The following is a 16,537-nucleotide window of genomic DNA, read 5'->3' on the forward strand; positions in this document are numbered from 1 at the left end:
CCCTAGGGGAGTCGAACCCCTCTTCCCAGAATGAAAATCTGGTGTCCTAACCGATAGACGAAGGGCGCGTGCGCTTCGTGGTGGCGCCCTTATAGACGCAGATTTTTTCCGTGCAAGTGAAAAATCGTCGGGCGATGAAGCTTTTTTCGGTCCGTGGGCGCGCACGGACAAATGACCAAGCCGCAAGCGCGGACCTGCGTCTTTACTGTCGTGATGAAGCCGAAAGGGGAGGAGAAGTGGCACGCCCTAGGGGAGTCGAACCCCTCTTCCCAGAATGAAAATCTGGTGTCCTAACCGATAGACGAAGGGCGCGTGCGCTTCGTGGTGGCGTCCTTATAGGGGGCGGGTTTGCCGGGTGCAAGCGGCTTTTTGACAAATCCCGCAAAATTATCGGCGTGGTGGAAAAGCGCACAGATCTGGGAAAATGCCGATCTTTATCAGACGGTTAGCTCCTGCGCAGAATGGACCTGAAAGCAAATAATCCGCGTCGACGCTACCAAAGGCCGTCTTTGGCGGTCGTGCCGGTGGACTTTGCCATCAGTTCTGTTGCGGGAGAATGGGCAGGCGATGTGACGGCCGGCACCGGGACGGTTTCGCCTGTGCTGCGAGCGGCAAACACGCTTCCGGCCATGGGATTGATTCTGCCGAGCGGCGCATAGGCGGCAACGCCATTGGCGGCATTGGCCGATTCGGCGCGCGCGTTTGCCAGCGCAAAGATGCTGTTGCTCCCGGCCTGCACGGCGGTCGGCTCGTTGATGACGGCGCTCAGCGACTGCTGTTCCGGCACAAGCTGGGCCACCTGGGTCGCGGGCGAGGCTGCTGCGGCCGGCGTTGCGTCAGGCGTCGCGGGCGGACGATAGGCCCGGCTCCTGGGCCGGCTGTCCGGCGAAGCGGCAACGGCGACCATCGGGTCCACATAGGCTCCGGCTGCGGGTGTCTGGGCTTTCACCGATTCGGCCTGCGCCATCGCCTCGGCGGCGGTTTTGGGCTGCTGGCTTGCGACTGCGGGCTTGGCCTTTCCCGTCAGGCCAACGCAACCGCTGAGCGACAGGGCCGTTGCGCCCATCAGCACGGCAATCGCGATCGGGCGCAGCGCAGGCGCGCAAGATGTCAGGTGCAGCATTCACACATTCCAGCTTCTGGTGTTCGTCTTTTAACATCAGAATGGCGCACGAAGCCTGCGTCAGGCTTTTGGTGCCGGATGGCTGCAAGGGGCTCGGATCAGGAGAGAGGCGCCGGCGCAGCGAAAAAAGAGCCGCGCCGGCGTGTTCACAAAGCTTTTACCAGCTGCCGGTGTTGGGCATCGAGGCCCAGGGTTCGGCCGGCGGAAGAGCCGGGCCCTTCTGCAGCAGTTCGATGGAAATGCCGTCGGGGGAGCGGATGAACGCCATGTTGCCGTCGCGCGGCGGACGATTGATGACGACGCCGAGATCCATCACGCGCTGGCAGGTCTCATAGATATTGTCGACTTCATAGGCGAGGTGGCCGAAATTGCGCCCGCCGGTGTAATCTTCCGTATCCCAGTTATAGGTGAGTTCCAGCAGCGGAGCCTTGTTCGTATTGCCGCTTTCGACATCCTCGTCGGCGGCAAGGAAGATGAGGGTGAAGCGGCCCTTGTCGTTTTCGATGCGGCGGACTTCGGTGAGGCCGAAGATGCGGGTGTAGAAATCGAGCGAGGCATCGAGGTCCTTGATGCGGACCATGGTGTGCAGATAGCGCATGGGGGAAATTCCTCCTGATCATTGGCCGGCGATGGTTTGCGGCGACCGCCGGGATATGAAGCACAGGTCAGCCTCAGACAAGGAGTCTTGCCTACAAAGAAATGGAAACATGCGGACAGGGTCTTGCGCTGGACGAACGGCGCAATGTTAACATATCCTCTCAGAATCAGTTAACCGTGCGACCGTGACGCGTAACCCAGGGGCTGACAGAATGGCGGACAGAATGTCATCGAAGGGCGTTGCGATTTTTGAGGAGCTGGCCGGCGATCCGGTAGAGCTTATCGAAATCACCGGCGTCGTGAAATGGTTCGACGTGGCAAAGGGATTCGGCTTCATCGTGCCCGACAACGGCATGCAGGATGTGCTTCTGCATGTGACGTGCCTGCGCCGCGACGGCTACCAGACGATTCTGGAGGGTACCCGCATCGTGGCGCTGATCCAGCGGCGCGATCGCGGCTATCAGGCGTTCCGCATCCTTTCCATGGACCAGTCGACGGCGGTTCACCCGTCGCAGATGCCGCCGGTGCGCACCCATGTGCAGGTGACGGCAACGAGCGGCCTTGAGCGGGCTCTGGTCAAGTGGTTCAACCGCACCAAGGGGTTCGGTTTCCTGACGCGCGGTGAGGGCACCGAGGATATCTTCATTCATATGGAAACGCTTCGGCGCTACGGCCTGACGGAACTGCGCCCCGGACAGGTGGTGCTCGTCCGCTTCGGGCCGGGTGACAAGGGTCTAATGGCGGCCGAAATCCATCCGGACGGCCCGGTCGTGTCGTCAAGAGCCCATTGATGCGCACAGTTTTGACCACCTTTGCTGCGAGCGCCATGATGACGCTTTTGGCATTTTCAGCGGTTGCCTCGGCGCAACTCAGGTTCGACAAGGAACCGCTGACCATCGTCACCGCATCCGGCGCGCGCCATGAGTTCTCCGTTGAACTCGCGCTCGATCCCGGCCAGCGGGAGCAGGGGCTGATGTATCGCAAGCAGATGGCGGCCAATGAGGGCATGCTGTTTGATTTCTTCGAGGCACGCGCCATCCAGATGTGGATGCGCAACACGCTGATCCCGCTCGACATGGTGTTCATCGACGCCAAAGGCACGATCACCCATATCCACGAACGGGCCGAGCCGCTGTCGGAAACCATCATATCGTCGCAGGGGCCGGTCAATTATGTGCTGGAACTGAACGGCGGTGCGGCGGCTCAGCTTGGAATCCACAAGGGCGACAAGGTGTGGAGCAAACAGATCGGCAATCGGCCGTAACCGTCTGTACCTTATCCTCATCTTCCTCGGATTTAGCTGTTGCGGCCTGCGGGCGAACCGTGTATCCCGCTTTTCATCGTTGAACGGAGTGTAGCGCAGCCTGGTAGCGCATCTGGTTTGGGACCAGAGGGTCGGGAGTTCGAATCTCTCCACTCCGACCAACGGCGCCGAAGACGTGCCGCTTCAAACCTGCTGCCGCGGGTTTTTCGTTCCATTATGAACGAACCGCTGCAACACAATCGAAGCCTTGAACGTTTCCGGACGGAGCAAGAGGCGCGAAAGGGAGCGTTGAAACGAATGACGGCCAAGATTTTCCGTCCCGCCAAGACCGCGATGCAATCCGGCAAGGCAAAGACCCACCTCTGGGTTCTCGAATTCGATCAGCAGGAACCGCGCCGCATCGATCCGGTTCTCGGCTACACGTCCCAGTCCGACATGAACCAGCAGGTGCGCCTGACATTCGAAACGCTCGAGCAGGCGCAGTCCTATGCCGAGCGCAACGGCATCGAATATCGCGTCATCCCGCCGAAGGAAGCGGCCCGTCAGGTCGTGTCCTACACCGACAATTTCCGCTTCAACCGCATCCAGCCCTGGACTCACTGAGCCGGGGTTTCCTTTCTGGCCCCTTAGCTCAACTGGATAGAGCAACTGCCTTCTAAGCAGTAGGTCGCAGGTTCGAGTCCTGCAGGGGTCGCCATATCCCAGACGGAATTTGAAGCGTGCGACGTCCGCGCTTCGTGCCGTAGCAGCGGCGTATGCCCGCGTAACGCAAGATCTTTCCACCGGCAAAACCCCTCCTGTCACCGCGCCGAACACGGGTGGCGGCGCCCGGATCAAACTTCAGGTGCCATCATGACGGAACGGAAAATCCCGGTCGCGATCTTTGCAGCGGTCTCTCAAAACAATGTTATCGGGCGCGATGGCGACATGCCGTGGAAACTGTCGACGGATCTCAAGCGCTTCAAGGCGATGACGCTCGGCAAGCCGATGGTGCTGGGGCGCAAGACGCTGGAAAGTTTCGGCGGAAAACCTCTGCCGGGCCGCCCGCATGTGGTGGTGACGCGCAATCCCTCGCTCTTCGTCGATGGCGCCGATGTGGTCACCTCCCTGGATGCGGGGCTTCAGAAGGCAAGAGCGATTGCCGCGGCAACCGGTGCCGAAGAAATCGGCGTGATCGGCGGTGGTGAAATCTATGCGCAGGCGATCGACCAGGCCGACCGCCTCTATATCACCCATGTCGAAACGGTGATCGCAGACGGCGACACCTTCTTTCCGCTGATCGACCCGCAGTCTTTCGACAAGGTGGAGGAAACCTTTGTGCCGGCCGGCGAGAGGGACAGTTTCCCCACCCGATTTGCCATCTATCATCGTCGAACTGCGGCAAACTGAAACATTTCGTTACCTAACACCCGGATGTGAGCCCGCCGTGCGTTGAAAGCGACCCATCGCATCCCTATAACGGGTCATAACCCGACTGCCGCATTTTTGACGCGGTTTCCAAGCGGGGCGGGAGTGACACGAACAAAGAGGTTTTGATGCCCTGGAGCAATCAGAATGGCGGCGGTCCCTGGGGGGGCGGCGGCGGCAATAATCAAGGGCCATGGGGTCAAGGTCCGAGCCGACCGCGTGGCGGCGGCGGCAATGGCGGTGGCGGAAACGGCGGCCCGCCGGATCTGGAGGACATCATCCGCCGCAGCCAGGATCGCCTGCGTGGCCTCATCCCCGGCGGCTTCAATGGCGGCGCCTTTCTGATCGTTTTTCTGATCATTCTCGCCTTTGTCGGCATCCAGTCGATCTATACGGTGCAGCCGGACGAGCGCGGCGTTGAACTGCGCTTCGGCAAGCCGAAGGAAGAAATCTCCGGTCCCGGCCTGCATTTCCATTTCTGGCCGGTTGAAACCGTCGAGATCGTCAAGGTCACCGAGCAGCAGCAGAATATCGGCGGACGCGGCCTTGCCAATTCCACCGAGGGCCTGATGCTGTCGGGCGATCAGAACATCGTCAACGTGCAGTTCTCGGTGCTCTTTACGGTCAACGATCCACGCGCCTATCTGTTCAATCTTGAAAGCCCGGCGGCAACGCTGCAGCAGGTGGCCGAAAGCGCCATGCGCGAAGTGGTCGGCCGTCGTCCCGCCCAGGATATTTTCCGCGATAACCGCGAGGAAATTTCCACGCAGGTGCGTGACATCATCCAGGGCACCATGGATACCTACGGCTCCGGCATCGCCATCAACGCGGTTCCGATCGAGGATGCGGCGCCGCCGCGCGAAGTGGCCGATGCGTTCGAAGAGGTGCAGCGCGCCGAGCAGGACGAGGACCGCTTCGTCGAGGAAGCCAACCAGTATGCCAACCAGAAGCTTGGTCAGGCACGTGGTCAGGCAGCCCAGGTGCGTGAAGAGGCCTCCGCCTACAAGGATCGCGTCGTCAACGAGGCGACCGGTGAGGCGCAGCGCTTCATCTCGATCTACAACCAATATGTGAACGCCCCGGAAGTGACGCGCGAGCGCATCTTCCTGGAAACGATGGAGAACGTTCTGAAGAACGCCAACAAGATCATCGTGGAGGAAAAGCAGGGTGTCGTGCCCTATCTGCCGCTGACCGAACTGATGCGCCAGAACAATGCCGCCACGCCCGCCCAGGGAGGCAACCCATGAGTTCGAACCGTCTCCCCATCTTCATCATCGGCCTCGGCGTGATCCTGTTTCTCGTCTATTCCTCGGTCTTCGTCGTCAACGAGCGCCAGCAGGCCATCGTCGTGCGCTTCGGCCAGATCCAGGACGTAAAGACGCAGCCCGGCATCTACTTCAAGCTGCCGCTTGCCTTCATGGACGCCGACCGCGTCCAGTATATCGAGGATCGCGCGTTGCGCTTCGACCTCGACAATATCCGCGTCCAGGTGCGCGGCGGTGCCTTCTACGAAGTGGACGCCTTCGTGGTCTACAAGATCACCGATGCCCGCCGTTTCCGCGAAACCGTATCCGGGGATCGCGAATCGGCCGAATCGCGCCTGCGCACCCGTCTCGATGCAGCCCTTCGCCGGGTCTATGGTCTGAGGAACTTCTCCTCGGCTCTTTCCGACGAGCGCTCGTCGATGATGCAGGAAGTGCGGGCCGACCTGCAGAATGCAGCCGAATCGCTCGGTCTCAATGTCAGCGACGTGCGCATTCGCCGCACCGATCTGACGCGGGAAGTGTCACAGCAGACCTATCAGCGCATGAAGGCTGAGCGTCTCGCCGAAGCCGAACTGATCCGTGCCCGGGGTAACGAGCAGGGCCAGCGTCGCCGCGCCATCGCCGATCGTCAGGTCGTCGAACTGGTGTCGGAAGCGGAACGCGACTCGGAGATCCTGCGCGGTGAAGGCGATGCCGAACGCAACCGCATCTTTGCGGAAGCCTTCTCGCGCGATCCGGGCTTCTTCGAGTTCTATCGCTCGATGCGGGCCTATGTGTCTGCCCTTGGCGACAAGAGCACGACCATGGTGCTGAGCCCCAACACGCAGTTCTTCCGCTATTTCAACCAGAGCAGCGCGCAGGCGGGCGGGCCCGGGCCGACCGCAGGTCCGGCGGTTCCCGCATCCCCGGCTGCAGGTGCTCCGGCAACGCCTGCGGCGCCGGCCAATTGAGGTGGCAGGCCCGGTATCGGGCCGCTACGTCCCTGACCTTGATAAGGGGTGGCTGCGGCCGCCCCTTTTTCGTGGAGCAATCGATTGCATCCACCTCTGCGGGAAGTCTCACGTAAAAGGCAATTCCCACCGCCCTCTTTCCGCCGTATGGTTTTGGCGAAGTGCCACCCTTTAAACCCTCAAGGATGCCTGATGGTGAACTCCCTTCGATCGTCGCTGCGACAATCCCTGGCGGCCGTGATGGCGCTGACGCTCATCGGACCCTCTTTCGCTGCGCCGGCCATGGCGCAGGCAACGATCACGGCGGGGCCTTCCGCCAAGGCGCAGGGCGGTCCTGCGTCGGTGGCGGATCTTGCCCAAGGTCTCCTCGATGCGGTGGTCAACATATCCACCTCGCAGAGCGTCAAGGGAGACGGCACCGGTGCCGGCCCGCAGCCGGTCATTCCGGAAGGCTCGCCTTTCCAGGAATTCTTCAACGATTTCTTCGACGGCAAGGACAAGAAGGACGGCAACCGCAAGGTCAATTCGCTGGGCTCCGGCTTCGTCATCGATGCCTCGGGCTATGTGGTGACCAACAACCACGTCATCGAGGGCGCCGATGATATCGAGGTGATTTTCCCGAACGGCAGCAAGCTCAAGGCACGGCTTGTCGGCACAGACACCAAGACTGACCTGTCCGTTCTGAAGGTGGAGCCTAAGGCGCCGCTCAAATTCGTCCGCTTCGGCGATTCCAAGACGATGCGCATCGGCGACTGGGTCATGGCGATCGGCAATCCCTTCGGGCTCGGCGGGTCGGTCACCGTCGGCATCATTTCGGCGCGCGGCCGCAACATCAATGCCGGGCCCTACGACAACTTCATCCAGACGGATGCGGCGATCAACAAGGGCAATTCCGGCGGGCCGCTGTTCAACATGAAGGGCGAGGTCATCGGCATCAATACCGCCATCATCTCCCCGAGCGGCGGCTCCATCGGCATCGGCTTTGCCGTTCCGACGGAGCTTGCCCAGAACATCGTGCAGCAGTTGATCGACTTTGGCGAAACCCGCCGCGGCTGGCTTGGCGTGCGCATCCAGCCGGTGACTGACGATATTGCGGAAAGCCTTGGCCTCGATACGGCGCGCGGCGCACTGATTTCCGGCGTCATCAAGGATGGCCCGGTCGACAAGGGTGTGCTGAAGGCGGGAGACGTGATCCTGACCTTCGACGGCAAGCCGGTGAAGGAAATGCGCGACCTGCCGCTGGCGGTTGCCGAAAGCCCTGTCGGCAAGGAAGTCGACGTGCAGGTCCTGCGCGACGGCAAGGAGCAGACGGTGAAGGTGACGCTCGGGCGGCTGGAAGACAGCCCCGAAGCGGATGCTGACGATGACAAGCCGGCTGTTGCAGACGGCAAGGGCGGCGAAACCCCGGACCAGGCACGGCCCGAGGATCCGGCCGAAGTGCTTGGCATGACGCTCACCATGCTGGACGAGGTGCGCCACAAGAATTTCGGCATTGCCGACAGTGTCGAAGGCGTCGTCATCACCGATGTCGCCGCCGGCTCGGTGGCGGCCGAAAAGGGACTGAAGGCCGGCGAGGTGATTGTCGAAGTCGGCCAGGATTTTGTCGCCACACCCGGCGATGTGACGTCTCGTATCGAGGAGTTGAAGGGCGAGGGGCGGCGCAATGCCCATATGATGGTGGCCGGCGCCAGTGGCGAACTGCGCTTCGTGGCGCTGCCGCTGGAGTGAGTGGCGGCTGAATGACAGCAACGGCAGGGATCAGCGCCCTGCCGTCTCCTTTGTGACCGCATAGGTGACATGTCGCTTCAGATGCGGGTGGGTGTCGGGCACGCGCGGGCTGTCGAAGTCGAGGTCTGGGCAAGGCGTCATGCCGATACGCCGCATGACGGCCGTCGAGCGGTGATTGTCGGCAACCGCAAAGGAAATGATGGTCTCGAGCCCCCTGATGTTCAGCCCGTAATCAAGGAGGGCCCTTGCCGCCTCGGTGATGTAGCCATTGCCCCAGAAGCGCGTGGCAAGCCGCCAGCCGATCTCGATGGTTTCGATCGGGAAGATGCCGGCCATGTTGGCCGGCGCCAGGCCGCAAAAGCCCATGGCCTCGCCGGTTTCCTTCAGTTCCACGGCGTAAAAGCCCAGCCCGTCCTCACGGATCATGGCATTGACGCGGTCAAACAGCAGGTCCGCTTCCGCGTGGCTGCGGCGAAACGGGAAGAATTCCATCACCTTGGGGTCCGAATTGATTTCGCGAAACAGGTCGCGGTCGGCCTCCAGCCAGTTGCGCAAGCGAAGCCGCGGCGTTTCCAGAATGATGATGGTCTCCTGCGCGCCGGTCATGGTGTGACGAATTCGTGTTTGCGGTAGCCCTGGATGTAGAGGAGGGCGGAAAGATCCGAATGGTCGATGCGGATCTTTGCCTCTGCTGCCACCGCCGGCTTGGCGTGAAGGGCAACGCCTGCGCCTGCAAGGCCGATCATGCCGAGATCGTTTGCACCGTCACCGACGGCCATCGCCTCTGCCGTCGAGATCTGAAGCGTCGTGCAGATATCCTGAAGAGCATCCACCTTGGCCTGCTTGCCGAGAATCGGCTCGGCCACTTCGCCGGTCAGCACGCCGTCCTTCTCGATCAGAATATTCGCGCGGTTCTCATCAAAGCCCAGCGTCTTTGCAATGCGGCTGGTGAAGACGGTAAAGCCGCCGGAGACGAGCGCGGTGTAAAATCCCTTGGCGCGCATGGTGGCAATCAGTGCCGGCCCGCCGGAGGTGAGCGTGATGCGTTTTTCGATCACCTCGTCCACCACGCCGATCGGCAGCCCCTTCAACAGGGCAACCCGTTCGCGAAGGGCCGGTTCGAAGGCGATCTCGCCGTTCATGGCGCGCGCGGTGATCGCCGAAACCTTCTCCTTCAGGCCCACGACATCAGCCAGTTCATCGATGCATTCCTGGCCGATCATGGTGGAATCCATGTCGGCGATCAGCAGTTTCTTGCGCCGTGTTTCGACATCCTGCACGACCACATCGACCGGCAGCGTGCCGATGGCGGCGCGAAGGCGCGCCTCGCTGTCGCGGGCTTCGGCCTCGTTCCGCAGCGCCACGTCGCAGGCAATTCCATCCGCCAGCCAGTAGAGGCCGGCGGCGTTGACGGCTTCGGCAGCCCTTTCTCCCAGCACTCCGTCGAGAACGGGGTTTGACGGATGGGCGATGAGCGTGGCAACGAGAGCCATGATGAAAAACCTTCGGGACAATTGCGAGGCTATCCTGATAACCGGGCCGACGGCGGGCGGCAAGTCGGCCCTGGCGCTTGATCTGGCGACACGGCATGGCGGGGTGGTGATCAATGCCGACAGCATGCAGGTCTACGATACCCTGCAGGTGCTGACCGCACGCCCGTCTGCTGCGGAAACGGCGGACCTGCCGCATCTGCTCTACGGCCATGTGCCGGCAACCGCCGCCTATTCCACCGGCGAATGGCTGCGCGATGTGTCTACACTTCTCGTCACCTTGCGCGAGGAAGGGCGCCTTCCGGTGTTCGTCGGCGGCACCGGGCTTTATTTCAAGGCGTTGACCGGCGGCCTTTCCGACATGCCAGACATTCCGGGCGAGATCCGCGACGGCCTGCGCGCCCGTCTCGTGGAGGAGGGACCCGAGCTTTTGCATGGCGAGCTTCAGCGGTGCGATCCGGCCATGGCCGTTCGGCTTTCCGCCTCCGACGGTCAGCGCATCGTGCGTGCCCTGGAGGTGATGACCGCAACCGGCCAGTCGATTGCGGCCTTTCAGGAGCGCAAGGGCCCGGTCATCATCGATCCCGATCGCGCCGAAAAGATCGTTGTTCTGCCGGGTCGAAGCGCATTGCACCGGCGCATCAACCAGCGTTTCGAGATCATGCTGGAGACCGGCGCCGTCGATGAAGTCCGCGCGCTTCTGGCTCTTCGGCCGCCGGCCGATGCGCCAGTTCTGAAGGCGATTGGCGTGGCCGAGATCGCGGGCCTCATCGCCGGCACCATGAGCCGCGAACAGGTGATCGAGCGCGGCTCGGCGCTCACGCGCCAATATGCCAAGCGCCAGATGACCTGGTTCCGCAACCAGATGGACGACAGCTGGCTAAGGTTCGACCCACTGGCGTAAGGCCGCCTCGATCCGCGCGAGGACCGGCTGTTTCCGTCTCGGCCGTCGCGGCGGGGTCAGTCGTTGCTGTAATAGCCCGGCAGGCCACGGCGAACCAGGCGCGTATCGGCGGCAGGGGCCGAAGGGCGAGCACCGGGCAGCATGTCCGGGTGATAGGGTTCGAGCGGGCGGTCCAGCGAACCCTCCGGCATGCGGGCAAAGCCTGCGGCTTTATCCTGCCGGCGGTCTTCTTCCTCCCGCTGCAGAACGCTGGACTGGAAGTCTGCGATATCCGTAGCGGATTCTGTTGCGCGCATGCGGGCAATGACGCCGCGAAGGTCCACGGTATCGGGTGTCCTGTCGCTGTGGCTGTCGGCCGTCGCGCGGGCCTGCGGCAGGATGTGGTCGGGCACCCGGGCAAATTTCATCCGCATCGGCACGCTGATCGCCTCGCCGAAGGCAATCGCCTCGCCATTGCCGATGGCCGACAGAAAGCTTGTCGTCGATGTGGCCGAATCCGGAAGCGCCGAACGGATGATCTCCTGGTCCCGTTCATTGGCCAGCCGCATGGCAAAGACGGTGGAACACTGCGACAGGATGGTCTGGTCGAGTTCGCCGGGGCGCTGGGTGATGATGCCGAGCGAGACGCCGTATTTGCGGCCCTCCTTGGCAATGCGGGCAATGGCCTGGCGCGTCGGCAGGAAACCCAGCTCGCGGTCGGCAGGCACATAGCGATGGGCTTCCTCGCACACCACCAGCATATGAATGCCGCCATCCCCCCAGAGCGTGAGTTCGAACGCCATGCGGCAAAGGATGGAGGCAACCGAATTCACCACTTCGGCGGGGATGCCGGCCAGCTGGAAGGTGGAGATCGGCCGGCCATCGCCTGGAATGCGGAACACATGCGCGATGGTCTTGAGGATGGTGTCGTTGATCGTGTTGGTGGAAAAGAGAAAGCGATAGCGCGGATCGCCGATGGCCGACAGAAGGCGCACCTTGAGGGCCCGCAGCGCCGGCTTTTCCCCGCGCCCGTCGAGCCGGCCCATCCGCTCGTCGATCAGAGCCAGCAGATCGGCCATGCGGTAGGGCACCGGCGTGTCGCAGGTGAGCGTGCCCTTATCGATGGTCCGCCTTGCAGAGCCCGTCTGGCTGCCGCGAAAGGCACGCTTGGCTTCCGGGATGAGATCACGCAGGAAATCCAGCTCTTCCGGCACCGGCGGGCGGCCGCGAAACACCACTTCGGCAAACTCTTCAAGCCGCATCAGCCAGAAAGGCAGGTCCAGCGTATCGGTATCGATGACCACGGCCTTGTCGGGGAAGGCGGCGGCAAATTCGTTGTGCGGATCAAGGATCAGCACCCGAAGCTTCGGGTCGGCCTCGATTGCCTTGTGGAGGAGAAGCGAGACGGCGGTCGACTTGCCGACGCCGGTCGAGCCGACGATGGCGAAGTGCTTGGACAGCATCGAGGGAATATGGATTGTGGCGTCGATGGCCTCGTCCTGCGTCAACGTGCCGATTACGCAACTGCCAGCCTTTCCGGCATCATAGATGCGCTTAAGATCATTGGCGCGGATCCGGTGGGCAATGGCGCCAAGATGGGGGTAGCGGGAAATGCCGGTGGAAAAGCGCTCCGCGCCATCATCATCCACGCGCACTTCGCCCAGAAGCTCCACCTCGACACGGAACTCGTTGCGGCGGTTTTCGCCCCATCCGCCGGCACCCGTCGCCATCGAATAGGTGAGTGCCACAACGCGGTTGCGTCCGACGCTGATCGAGATCAGGCGCCCAACCGACCAGAGCTCGGTGAGCTCCGTCGAACCGGCTTCCTCCATGGCGGCAATGGTGGCATGGGCGCCCGTGCAGGCAACCACCCGTCCGAGAAATCGATTTCCCGGCGTCAGGCCGTCACGGCGGTCTGCGTGGCGGACGCCCTGCGGGCTCTGGTGATCGTCATGGCGCAAGGATGCGACCCTTCCTGGGCATATCGTGGCGAAGGAGGAAGGAGGAGGCCGCCCGGCGGCAGTCCGGCCCTTCCCGGGCGCAGGATAGGGGCCGGGGCTTTAACAGGAGGTTGCGCGGCCATCCCGTTTCCTGCCGGTTTTGCGTGCGGATGTCGGATAAGGGCGATGTTTTCTTGCGCATCTGCGTTGACGGGCGGCAATTTTATGGCTAACAGTTCAGCCCATGATCGTATCGAACGCACTTATCGTGGTGGGAAAGCGCATGGGCAGGATGGTGTAACCATCCGGCGATAGCCACCCATGCGCTACCGAAGGCTCCTCCAGGGGGCCTTTTTTTATGCCTTCAATCAGGCCCCAAGGCCTCGTTTCACACACAAAAGATAACGGACCAGGACATGACGGGTACAGCAGACAATCGGATGACAGGGGCGGAAATCGTTCTGAAAGCCCTGAAGGATAACGGCGTGGAGCATCTGTTCGGCTATCCGGGCGGCGCCGTACTGCCGATCTATGACGAAATCTTCCAGCAGGACGAGATCAAGCACATCCTCGTGCGCCATGAGCAGGGGGCCGGCCATGCCGCCGAAGGCTATGCGCGTGCCACCGGCAAGGTCGGCGTCATGCTCGTCACCTCCGGTCCCGGCGCCACCAATGCGGTCACCCCGCTGCAGGATGCGCTGATGGACAGCATTCCGCTCGTCTGCCTCACCGGCCAGGTTCCGACCACGCTGATCGGCTCCGACGCCTTCCAGGAGTGCGACACCGTTGGCATCACGCGCCCCTGCACCAAGCATAACTGGCTGGTCAAGGACGTCAACGAGCTGGCGGCTACCATTCATGAAGCCTTCCGCATCGCCCAGACCGGCCGTCCGGGCCCGGTTGTCGTCGATATTCCGAAGGACGTGCAGTTTGCCACCGGCACCTATACGCCGAAGACGAACCATGTGCCGCAGAAGAGCTATCGGCCGCATGTCGATGCCGACCTCAATGCCGTTCGCGCCGCCGTCGAACTGATGGCATCCGCCCGTCGCCCGGTTCTTTATACCGGCGGTGGTGTCATCAATTCCGGTCCGGAAGCGTCGCGCCTGCTGCGTGAGCTGGTCGAGCTGTCGGGCTTCCCGATCACCTCGACTCTGATGGGGCTCGGCGCCTATCCGGCGTCAGGTGAACATTGGCTCGGCATGCTCGGCATGCACGGCTCCTACGAGGCCAACATGGCCATGCACGATTGCGACGTCATGGTCTGCATCGGCGCACGCTTTGACGACCGCATCACCGGCCGCCTCAACGCGTTCTCGCCGAATTCGCGCAAGGTCCATATCGACATCGACCCGTCCTCGATCAACAAGAACGTCCGCGTCGATATCCCGATCGTCGGCGATGTCGGGCGCGTGCTGGAAGACATGGTTCGCCTGTGGCGGGCGCTGCCGACGAAGCCGGCGCCGGAGCAGACGGCCGAATGGCGTGCCAGCATCAAGGCATGGCGGGCGCGCAATTCCTTCGCCTACACCAATTCCAGCGATGTCATCATGCCGCAATATGCCATCCAGCGTCTCTACGAGGCGTCGAAGGGGCGGGATACCTACATCACCACGGAAGTCGGCCAGCACCAGATGTGGGCAGCGCAGTTCTTCGGCTTCGAGGCACCCAATCACTGGCTGACCTCGGGCGGTCTCGGCACGATGGGCTACGGCCTGCCGGCGGCCATCGGGGCGCAGGTCGCGCATCCGGAAGCGCTGGTCATTGATATCGCGGGTGACGCCTCCATCCAGATGTGCATCCAGGAAATGTCCTGCGCCATCCAGCATAACCTGCCGGTCAAGATCTTCATCCTGAACAACCAGTATATGGGCATGGTGCGCCAGTGGCAGCAGCTGCTGCACGGCAACCGCCTGTCCAATTCCTATACGGAAGCCATGCCTGACTTCGTCAAGCTGGCCGAAGCCTATGGCGCCACCGGCATCTATTGCGACGATCCGAAGGAACTGGACGAGAAGATTGCCCAGATGATCGCCGTGGACGGCCCGGTTATCTTCGATTGCCGCGTTGCCAATCTCGCCAACTGCTTCCCGATGATCCCCTCGGGCAAGGCCCATAACGAAATGTTGCTGCCGGACGAGGCGACGGACGAAGCCGTCGCCACCGCCATCGATGCCAAGGGCCGTCAGCTCGTCTGATCAGCCGCCAGAGGGACAAGAAGGATCACATCCATGAACGCACACCTACAACCCACCGGCTCGGCTTACTTCATCGCGCCGGAGACCTCGCTTCAGGAGCGCCACACGCTATCCGTCCTCGTCACCAACGAGCCGGGCGTGCTGGCGCGCGTCATCGGCCTGTTTTCCGGCCGCGGCTACAATATCGAAAGCCTGACGGTGTCGGAGACGGAGCATGAGGCGCATCTATCGCGCATCACCATCGTCACCAATGGTACGCCCGGCGTGCTGGAGCAGATCAAGGCGCAGCTGGAACGCATCGTGCCGGTCCACCGCGTCGTGGACCTCACCGTGCGCGCCGGCCAGCTCGGCCAGGAACGCCCGATCGAGCGGGAAGTGGCGCTGGTGAAGGTTGCCGGCAACGGCGAGGACCGTGCCGAGACGCTGCGCCTTGCAGACGCCTTCCACGCCAAGGTGGTCGATGCGACGGTGTCGCACTTCATCTTCGAGATCACCGGAAAGTCCTCCAAGATCGACCAGTTCGTGGCGATCATGAAGCCGCTCGGTCTCATCGAAGTGTGCCGCACCGGCATTGCCGCGATGAACCGCGGTCCGCAGGGCATGTGATTTTCGTTCAAGAACAGGTCTCCGATTTTCTATCGGAGACCTTTTGGATTCAAGTCGTTACGCGGGTTTCCGGGTAAAGAGAGTCCGGAACTTCAGACGGTGATTCAAGCCGTCAGAGCATGTCGAGCGGCTGCTTTTTTGCAGGCGGCGCAAAGGCGCGGTCCAGCACGGCCCAATCCTCGTCGCTGATGTCGAGATCGATGGCGCCGAGGTTTTCCTCGACACGGGCGGGATTTCCGGTTTTCGGAATGGCGATCATCTGCTCGCGCTCCAGCACGAAGGCGAGCGCCACCTGCGCCGGCGTCGCCTGATTGGCCTTGGCAATCCGGATCAGCTCGGGATGCGAGAGCAGGCGGCCCTGTTCGATGGGCGAATAGGCCATCACGGCCACGCCGCGCTCCTGGCACCAGGGCAGGAGATCATATTCGATGCCGCGCCGGGACAGGTTGTAGAGGACCTGGTTTGCCGCGCAGTCTTGTCCGCCCGGCACCGCCATCAGTTCCTCCATGTCGTCCACGTCGAAATTGGAGACGCCCCAGGCGCCGATGCGACCATCCGCCTGCAAGGCTTGAAGGCCGGCGACGGTGTCTGCCAGCGGATGCTGGCCCCGCCAATGAAGGAGGTAAAGGTCGAGCCTGTCGGTCGCGAGCCGCTTAAGGCTGCGGGTGCAGGCCTCGATCACGCCCTCACGGCTTGCATGGTGCGGATAGACCTTGCTGACGAGAAATACTTCGTCACGACGCCCGGCGATCGCTTCGCCGACAAGCTCTTCGGACGCGCCGTCGCCATACATTTCCGCCGTATCGATGAGTGTCATGCCGCGGTCGATTGCGGTCTGCAGGCTTTTGATCTCGGATGCGCGCTTGCGTCGGTCTTCGCCCATCATCCATGTGCCGATGCCAAGCGCCGGAACGGTGGCGCCGCCTTTCAGGGTGACGGTCGGCATTTCGGCAAGCATGGCAATCTCCTGTGGCGGCTCTCTTTGGTCCCGACGGCATAGCGCCTGACATTGGCACAGTACGCCATCAAGCAGATAGGCACTTGAGGAGGGCGGTCAACCACATCCATCGAAACTAGTCGGTCCGG

Annotated in this window: 16 protein-coding genes and 3 tRNA genes; 12 read left to right on the forward strand and 7 right to left on the reverse strand. The window is 62.3% G+C overall.

What is annotated here, in order from left to right:
- Nucleotides 1-237: 237 nt before the first annotated feature.
- The 3 genes from J2858_RS10270 to gloA form a co-directional block, all read right to left on the reverse strand.
- A tRNA-Glu gene (locus J2858_RS10270) sits at nt 238-312 on the reverse strand.
- Nucleotides 313-493: 181 nt separating this feature from the next.
- Nucleotides 494-1,123, reverse strand: coding sequence for a hypothetical protein (locus J2858_RS10275; protein WP_210104728.1), 630 nt, complete (start codon nt 1,121-1,123; stop codon nt 494-496).
- A gap of 157 nt (nt 1,124-1,280) precedes the next feature.
- Entirely contained in the window at nt 1,281-1,721 is a 441-nt protein-coding gene (gene gloA, locus J2858_RS10280) for a lactoylglutathione lyase (protein WP_210104729.1), read from the reverse strand.
- Nucleotides 1,722-1,932: 211 nt separating this feature from the next.
- Between gloA and J2858_RS10285 the strand changes: the two genes are divergently transcribed.
- From J2858_RS10285 to J2858_RS10325, 9 genes are all read left to right on the forward strand, one after another.
- On the forward strand, nt 1,933-2,511 hold the full coding sequence (locus J2858_RS10285) for a cold-shock protein (protein WP_210104730.1): 579 nt from the start codon (nt 1,933-1,935) through the stop codon (nt 2,509-2,511).
- Nucleotides 2,511-2,984: a DUF192 domain-containing protein gene (locus J2858_RS10290; RefSeq protein ID WP_245365720.1), complete on the forward strand. Its 474-nt coding sequence runs from the start codon at nt 2,511-2,513 to the stop codon at nt 2,982-2,984. The genes J2858_RS10285 and J2858_RS10290 overlap by 1 nt, the downstream gene beginning before the upstream one ends.
- 84 nt (nt 2,985-3,068) lie before the next feature.
- Nucleotides 3,069-3,145 (forward strand) — tRNA-Pro (locus tag J2858_RS10295).
- A gap of 136 nt (nt 3,146-3,281) precedes the next feature.
- Complete coding sequence (locus J2858_RS10300; protein WP_210104731.1) at nt 3,282-3,587, forward strand: ETC complex I subunit; 306 nt, start codon at nt 3,282-3,284, stop codon at nt 3,585-3,587.
- A gap of 17 nt (nt 3,588-3,604) precedes the next feature.
- Nucleotides 3,605-3,681: transfer RNA gene (locus J2858_RS10305), tRNA-Arg, on the forward strand.
- A 155-nt stretch (nt 3,682-3,836) separates the two neighbouring features.
- Nucleotides 3,837-4,373, forward strand: coding sequence for a dihydrofolate reductase (locus J2858_RS10310; protein ID WP_210104732.1), 537 nt, complete (start codon nt 3,837-3,839; stop codon nt 4,371-4,373).
- A 146-nt stretch (nt 4,374-4,519) separates the two neighbouring features.
- On the forward strand, nt 4,520-5,638 hold the full coding sequence (hflK, locus tag J2858_RS10315) for an FtsH protease activity modulator HflK (RefSeq protein WP_210104733.1): 1,119 nt from the start codon (nt 4,520-4,522) through the stop codon (nt 5,636-5,638).
- A complete protein-coding gene (gene hflC, locus J2858_RS10320; RefSeq protein WP_210104734.1) occupies nt 5,635-6,606 on the forward strand; it encodes a protease modulator HflC in 972 nt (323 codons plus the stop codon). Before hflK ends, hflC begins: the two co-directional genes overlap by 4 nt.
- A gap of 192 nt (nt 6,607-6,798) precedes the next feature.
- Nucleotides 6,799-8,334, forward strand: coding sequence for a DegQ family serine endoprotease (locus J2858_RS10325; RefSeq protein ID WP_210104735.1), 1,536 nt, complete (start codon nt 6,799-6,801; stop codon nt 8,332-8,334).
- Nucleotides 8,335-8,364: 30 nt separating this feature from the next.
- On the opposite strand, the gene J2858_RS10330 is transcribed toward J2858_RS10325, so the two are convergent.
- Nucleotides 8,365-8,919 carry a GNAT family N-acetyltransferase gene (locus tag J2858_RS10330; protein WP_210105213.1) on the reverse strand — a complete coding sequence of 185 codons (555 nt, stop codon included), beginning with the start codon at nt 8,917-8,919 and terminating at the stop codon, nt 8,365-8,367.
- Nucleotides 8,920-8,936: 17 nt separating this feature from the next.
- Nucleotides 8,937-9,827: a phosphoserine phosphatase SerB gene (serB, locus tag J2858_RS10335; protein WP_210104736.1), complete on the reverse strand. Its 891-nt coding sequence runs from the start codon at nt 9,825-9,827 to the stop codon at nt 8,937-8,939.
- Here serB and miaA point away from each other — a divergent pair.
- Nucleotides 9,826-10,728, forward strand: coding sequence for a tRNA (adenosine(37)-N6)-dimethylallyltransferase MiaA (gene miaA / locus J2858_RS10340; RefSeq protein ID WP_210104737.1), 903 nt, complete (start codon nt 9,826-9,828; stop codon nt 10,726-10,728). The genes serB and miaA overlap by 2 nt on opposite strands.
- 56 nt (nt 10,729-10,784) lie before the next feature.
- Here the strand turns inward: miaA and J2858_RS10345 are convergent, their stop codons facing one another.
- Complete coding sequence (locus tag J2858_RS10345; RefSeq protein ID WP_245365722.1) at nt 10,785-12,668, reverse strand: helicase HerA domain-containing protein; 1,884 nt, start codon at nt 12,666-12,668, stop codon at nt 10,785-10,787.
- Nucleotides 12,669-13,063: 395 nt separating this feature from the next.
- On the opposite strand from J2858_RS10345, the gene J2858_RS10350 reads away from it, so the two are divergent.
- The gene (locus J2858_RS10350; protein WP_281067729.1) at nt 13,064-14,845 is read left to right on the forward strand and encodes an acetolactate synthase 3 large subunit; all 1,782 of its coding nucleotides are present in this window, start codon (nt 13,064-13,066) and stop codon (nt 14,843-14,845) included.
- 33 nt (nt 14,846-14,878) lie between these two features.
- Nucleotides 14,879-15,451, forward strand: a complete 573-nt coding sequence (gene ilvN / locus J2858_RS10355; protein WP_210104738.1) for an acetolactate synthase small subunit — start codon at nt 14,879-14,881, stop codon at nt 15,449-15,451.
- Nucleotides 15,452-15,563: 112 nt separating this feature from the next.
- Here ilvN and J2858_RS10360 read toward each other — a convergent pair whose 3' ends face one another.
- On the reverse strand, nt 15,564-16,409 hold the full coding sequence (locus J2858_RS10360) for an aldo/keto reductase (RefSeq protein WP_210104739.1): 846 nt from the start codon (nt 16,407-16,409) through the stop codon (nt 15,564-15,566).
- Between the last annotated feature and the right edge of the window lie 128 nt (nt 16,410-16,537).

It is taken from the genome of Neorhizobium galegae (genome assembly GCF_017877135.1).
Taxonomy (GTDB): Bacteria; Pseudomonadota; Alphaproteobacteria; order Rhizobiales; family Rhizobiaceae; genus Neorhizobium; species Neorhizobium galegae_A.

Excerpts from the sequence above, each read along its gene's own strand:
- J2858_RS10275 (WP_210104728.1), bottom strand. The coding sequence starts at position 1,123 with ATGCTGCACCTGACATCTTGCGCGCCTGCGCTGCGCCCGATCGCGATT.
- gloA (WP_210104729.1), bottom strand. The coding sequence starts at position 1,721 with ATGCGCTATCTGCACACCATGGTCCGCATCAAGGACCTCGATGCCTCG.
- J2858_RS10285 (WP_210104730.1), top strand. The coding sequence starts at position 1,933 with ATGGCGGACAGAATGTCATCGAAGGGCGTTGCGATTTTTGAGGAGCTG.
- J2858_RS10290 (WP_245365720.1), top strand. The coding sequence starts at position 2,511 with ATGCGCACAGTTTTGACCACCTTTGCTGCGAGCGCCATGATGACGCTT.
- J2858_RS10300 (WP_210104731.1), top strand. The coding sequence starts at position 3,282 with ATGACGGCCAAGATTTTCCGTCCCGCCAAGACCGCGATGCAATCCGGC.
- J2858_RS10310 (WP_210104732.1), top strand. The coding sequence starts at position 3,837 with ATGACGGAACGGAAAATCCCGGTCGCGATCTTTGCAGCGGTCTCTCAA.
- hflK (WP_210104733.1), top strand. The coding sequence starts at position 4,520 with ATGCCCTGGAGCAATCAGAATGGCGGCGGTCCCTGGGGGGGCGGCGGC.
- hflC (WP_210104734.1), top strand. The coding sequence starts at position 5,635 with ATGAGTTCGAACCGTCTCCCCATCTTCATCATCGGCCTCGGCGTGATC.
- J2858_RS10325 (WP_210104735.1), top strand. The coding sequence starts at position 6,799 with ATGGTGAACTCCCTTCGATCGTCGCTGCGACAATCCCTGGCGGCCGTG.
- miaA (WP_210104737.1), top strand. The coding sequence starts at position 9,826 with ATGATGAAAAACCTTCGGGACAATTGCGAGGCTATCCTGATAACCGGG.
- serB (WP_210104736.1), bottom strand. The coding sequence starts at position 9,827 with ATGGCTCTCGTTGCCACGCTCATCGCCCATCCGTCAAACCCCGTTCTC.
- J2858_RS10350 (WP_281067729.1), top strand. The coding sequence starts at position 13,064 with ATGACGGGTACAGCAGACAATCGGATGACAGGGGCGGAAATCGTTCTG.
- ilvN (WP_210104738.1), top strand. The coding sequence starts at position 14,879 with ATGAACGCACACCTACAACCCACCGGCTCGGCTTACTTCATCGCGCCG.
- J2858_RS10360 (WP_210104739.1), bottom strand. The coding sequence starts at position 16,409 with ATGCTTGCCGAAATGCCGACCGTCACCCTGAAAGGCGGCGCCACCGTT.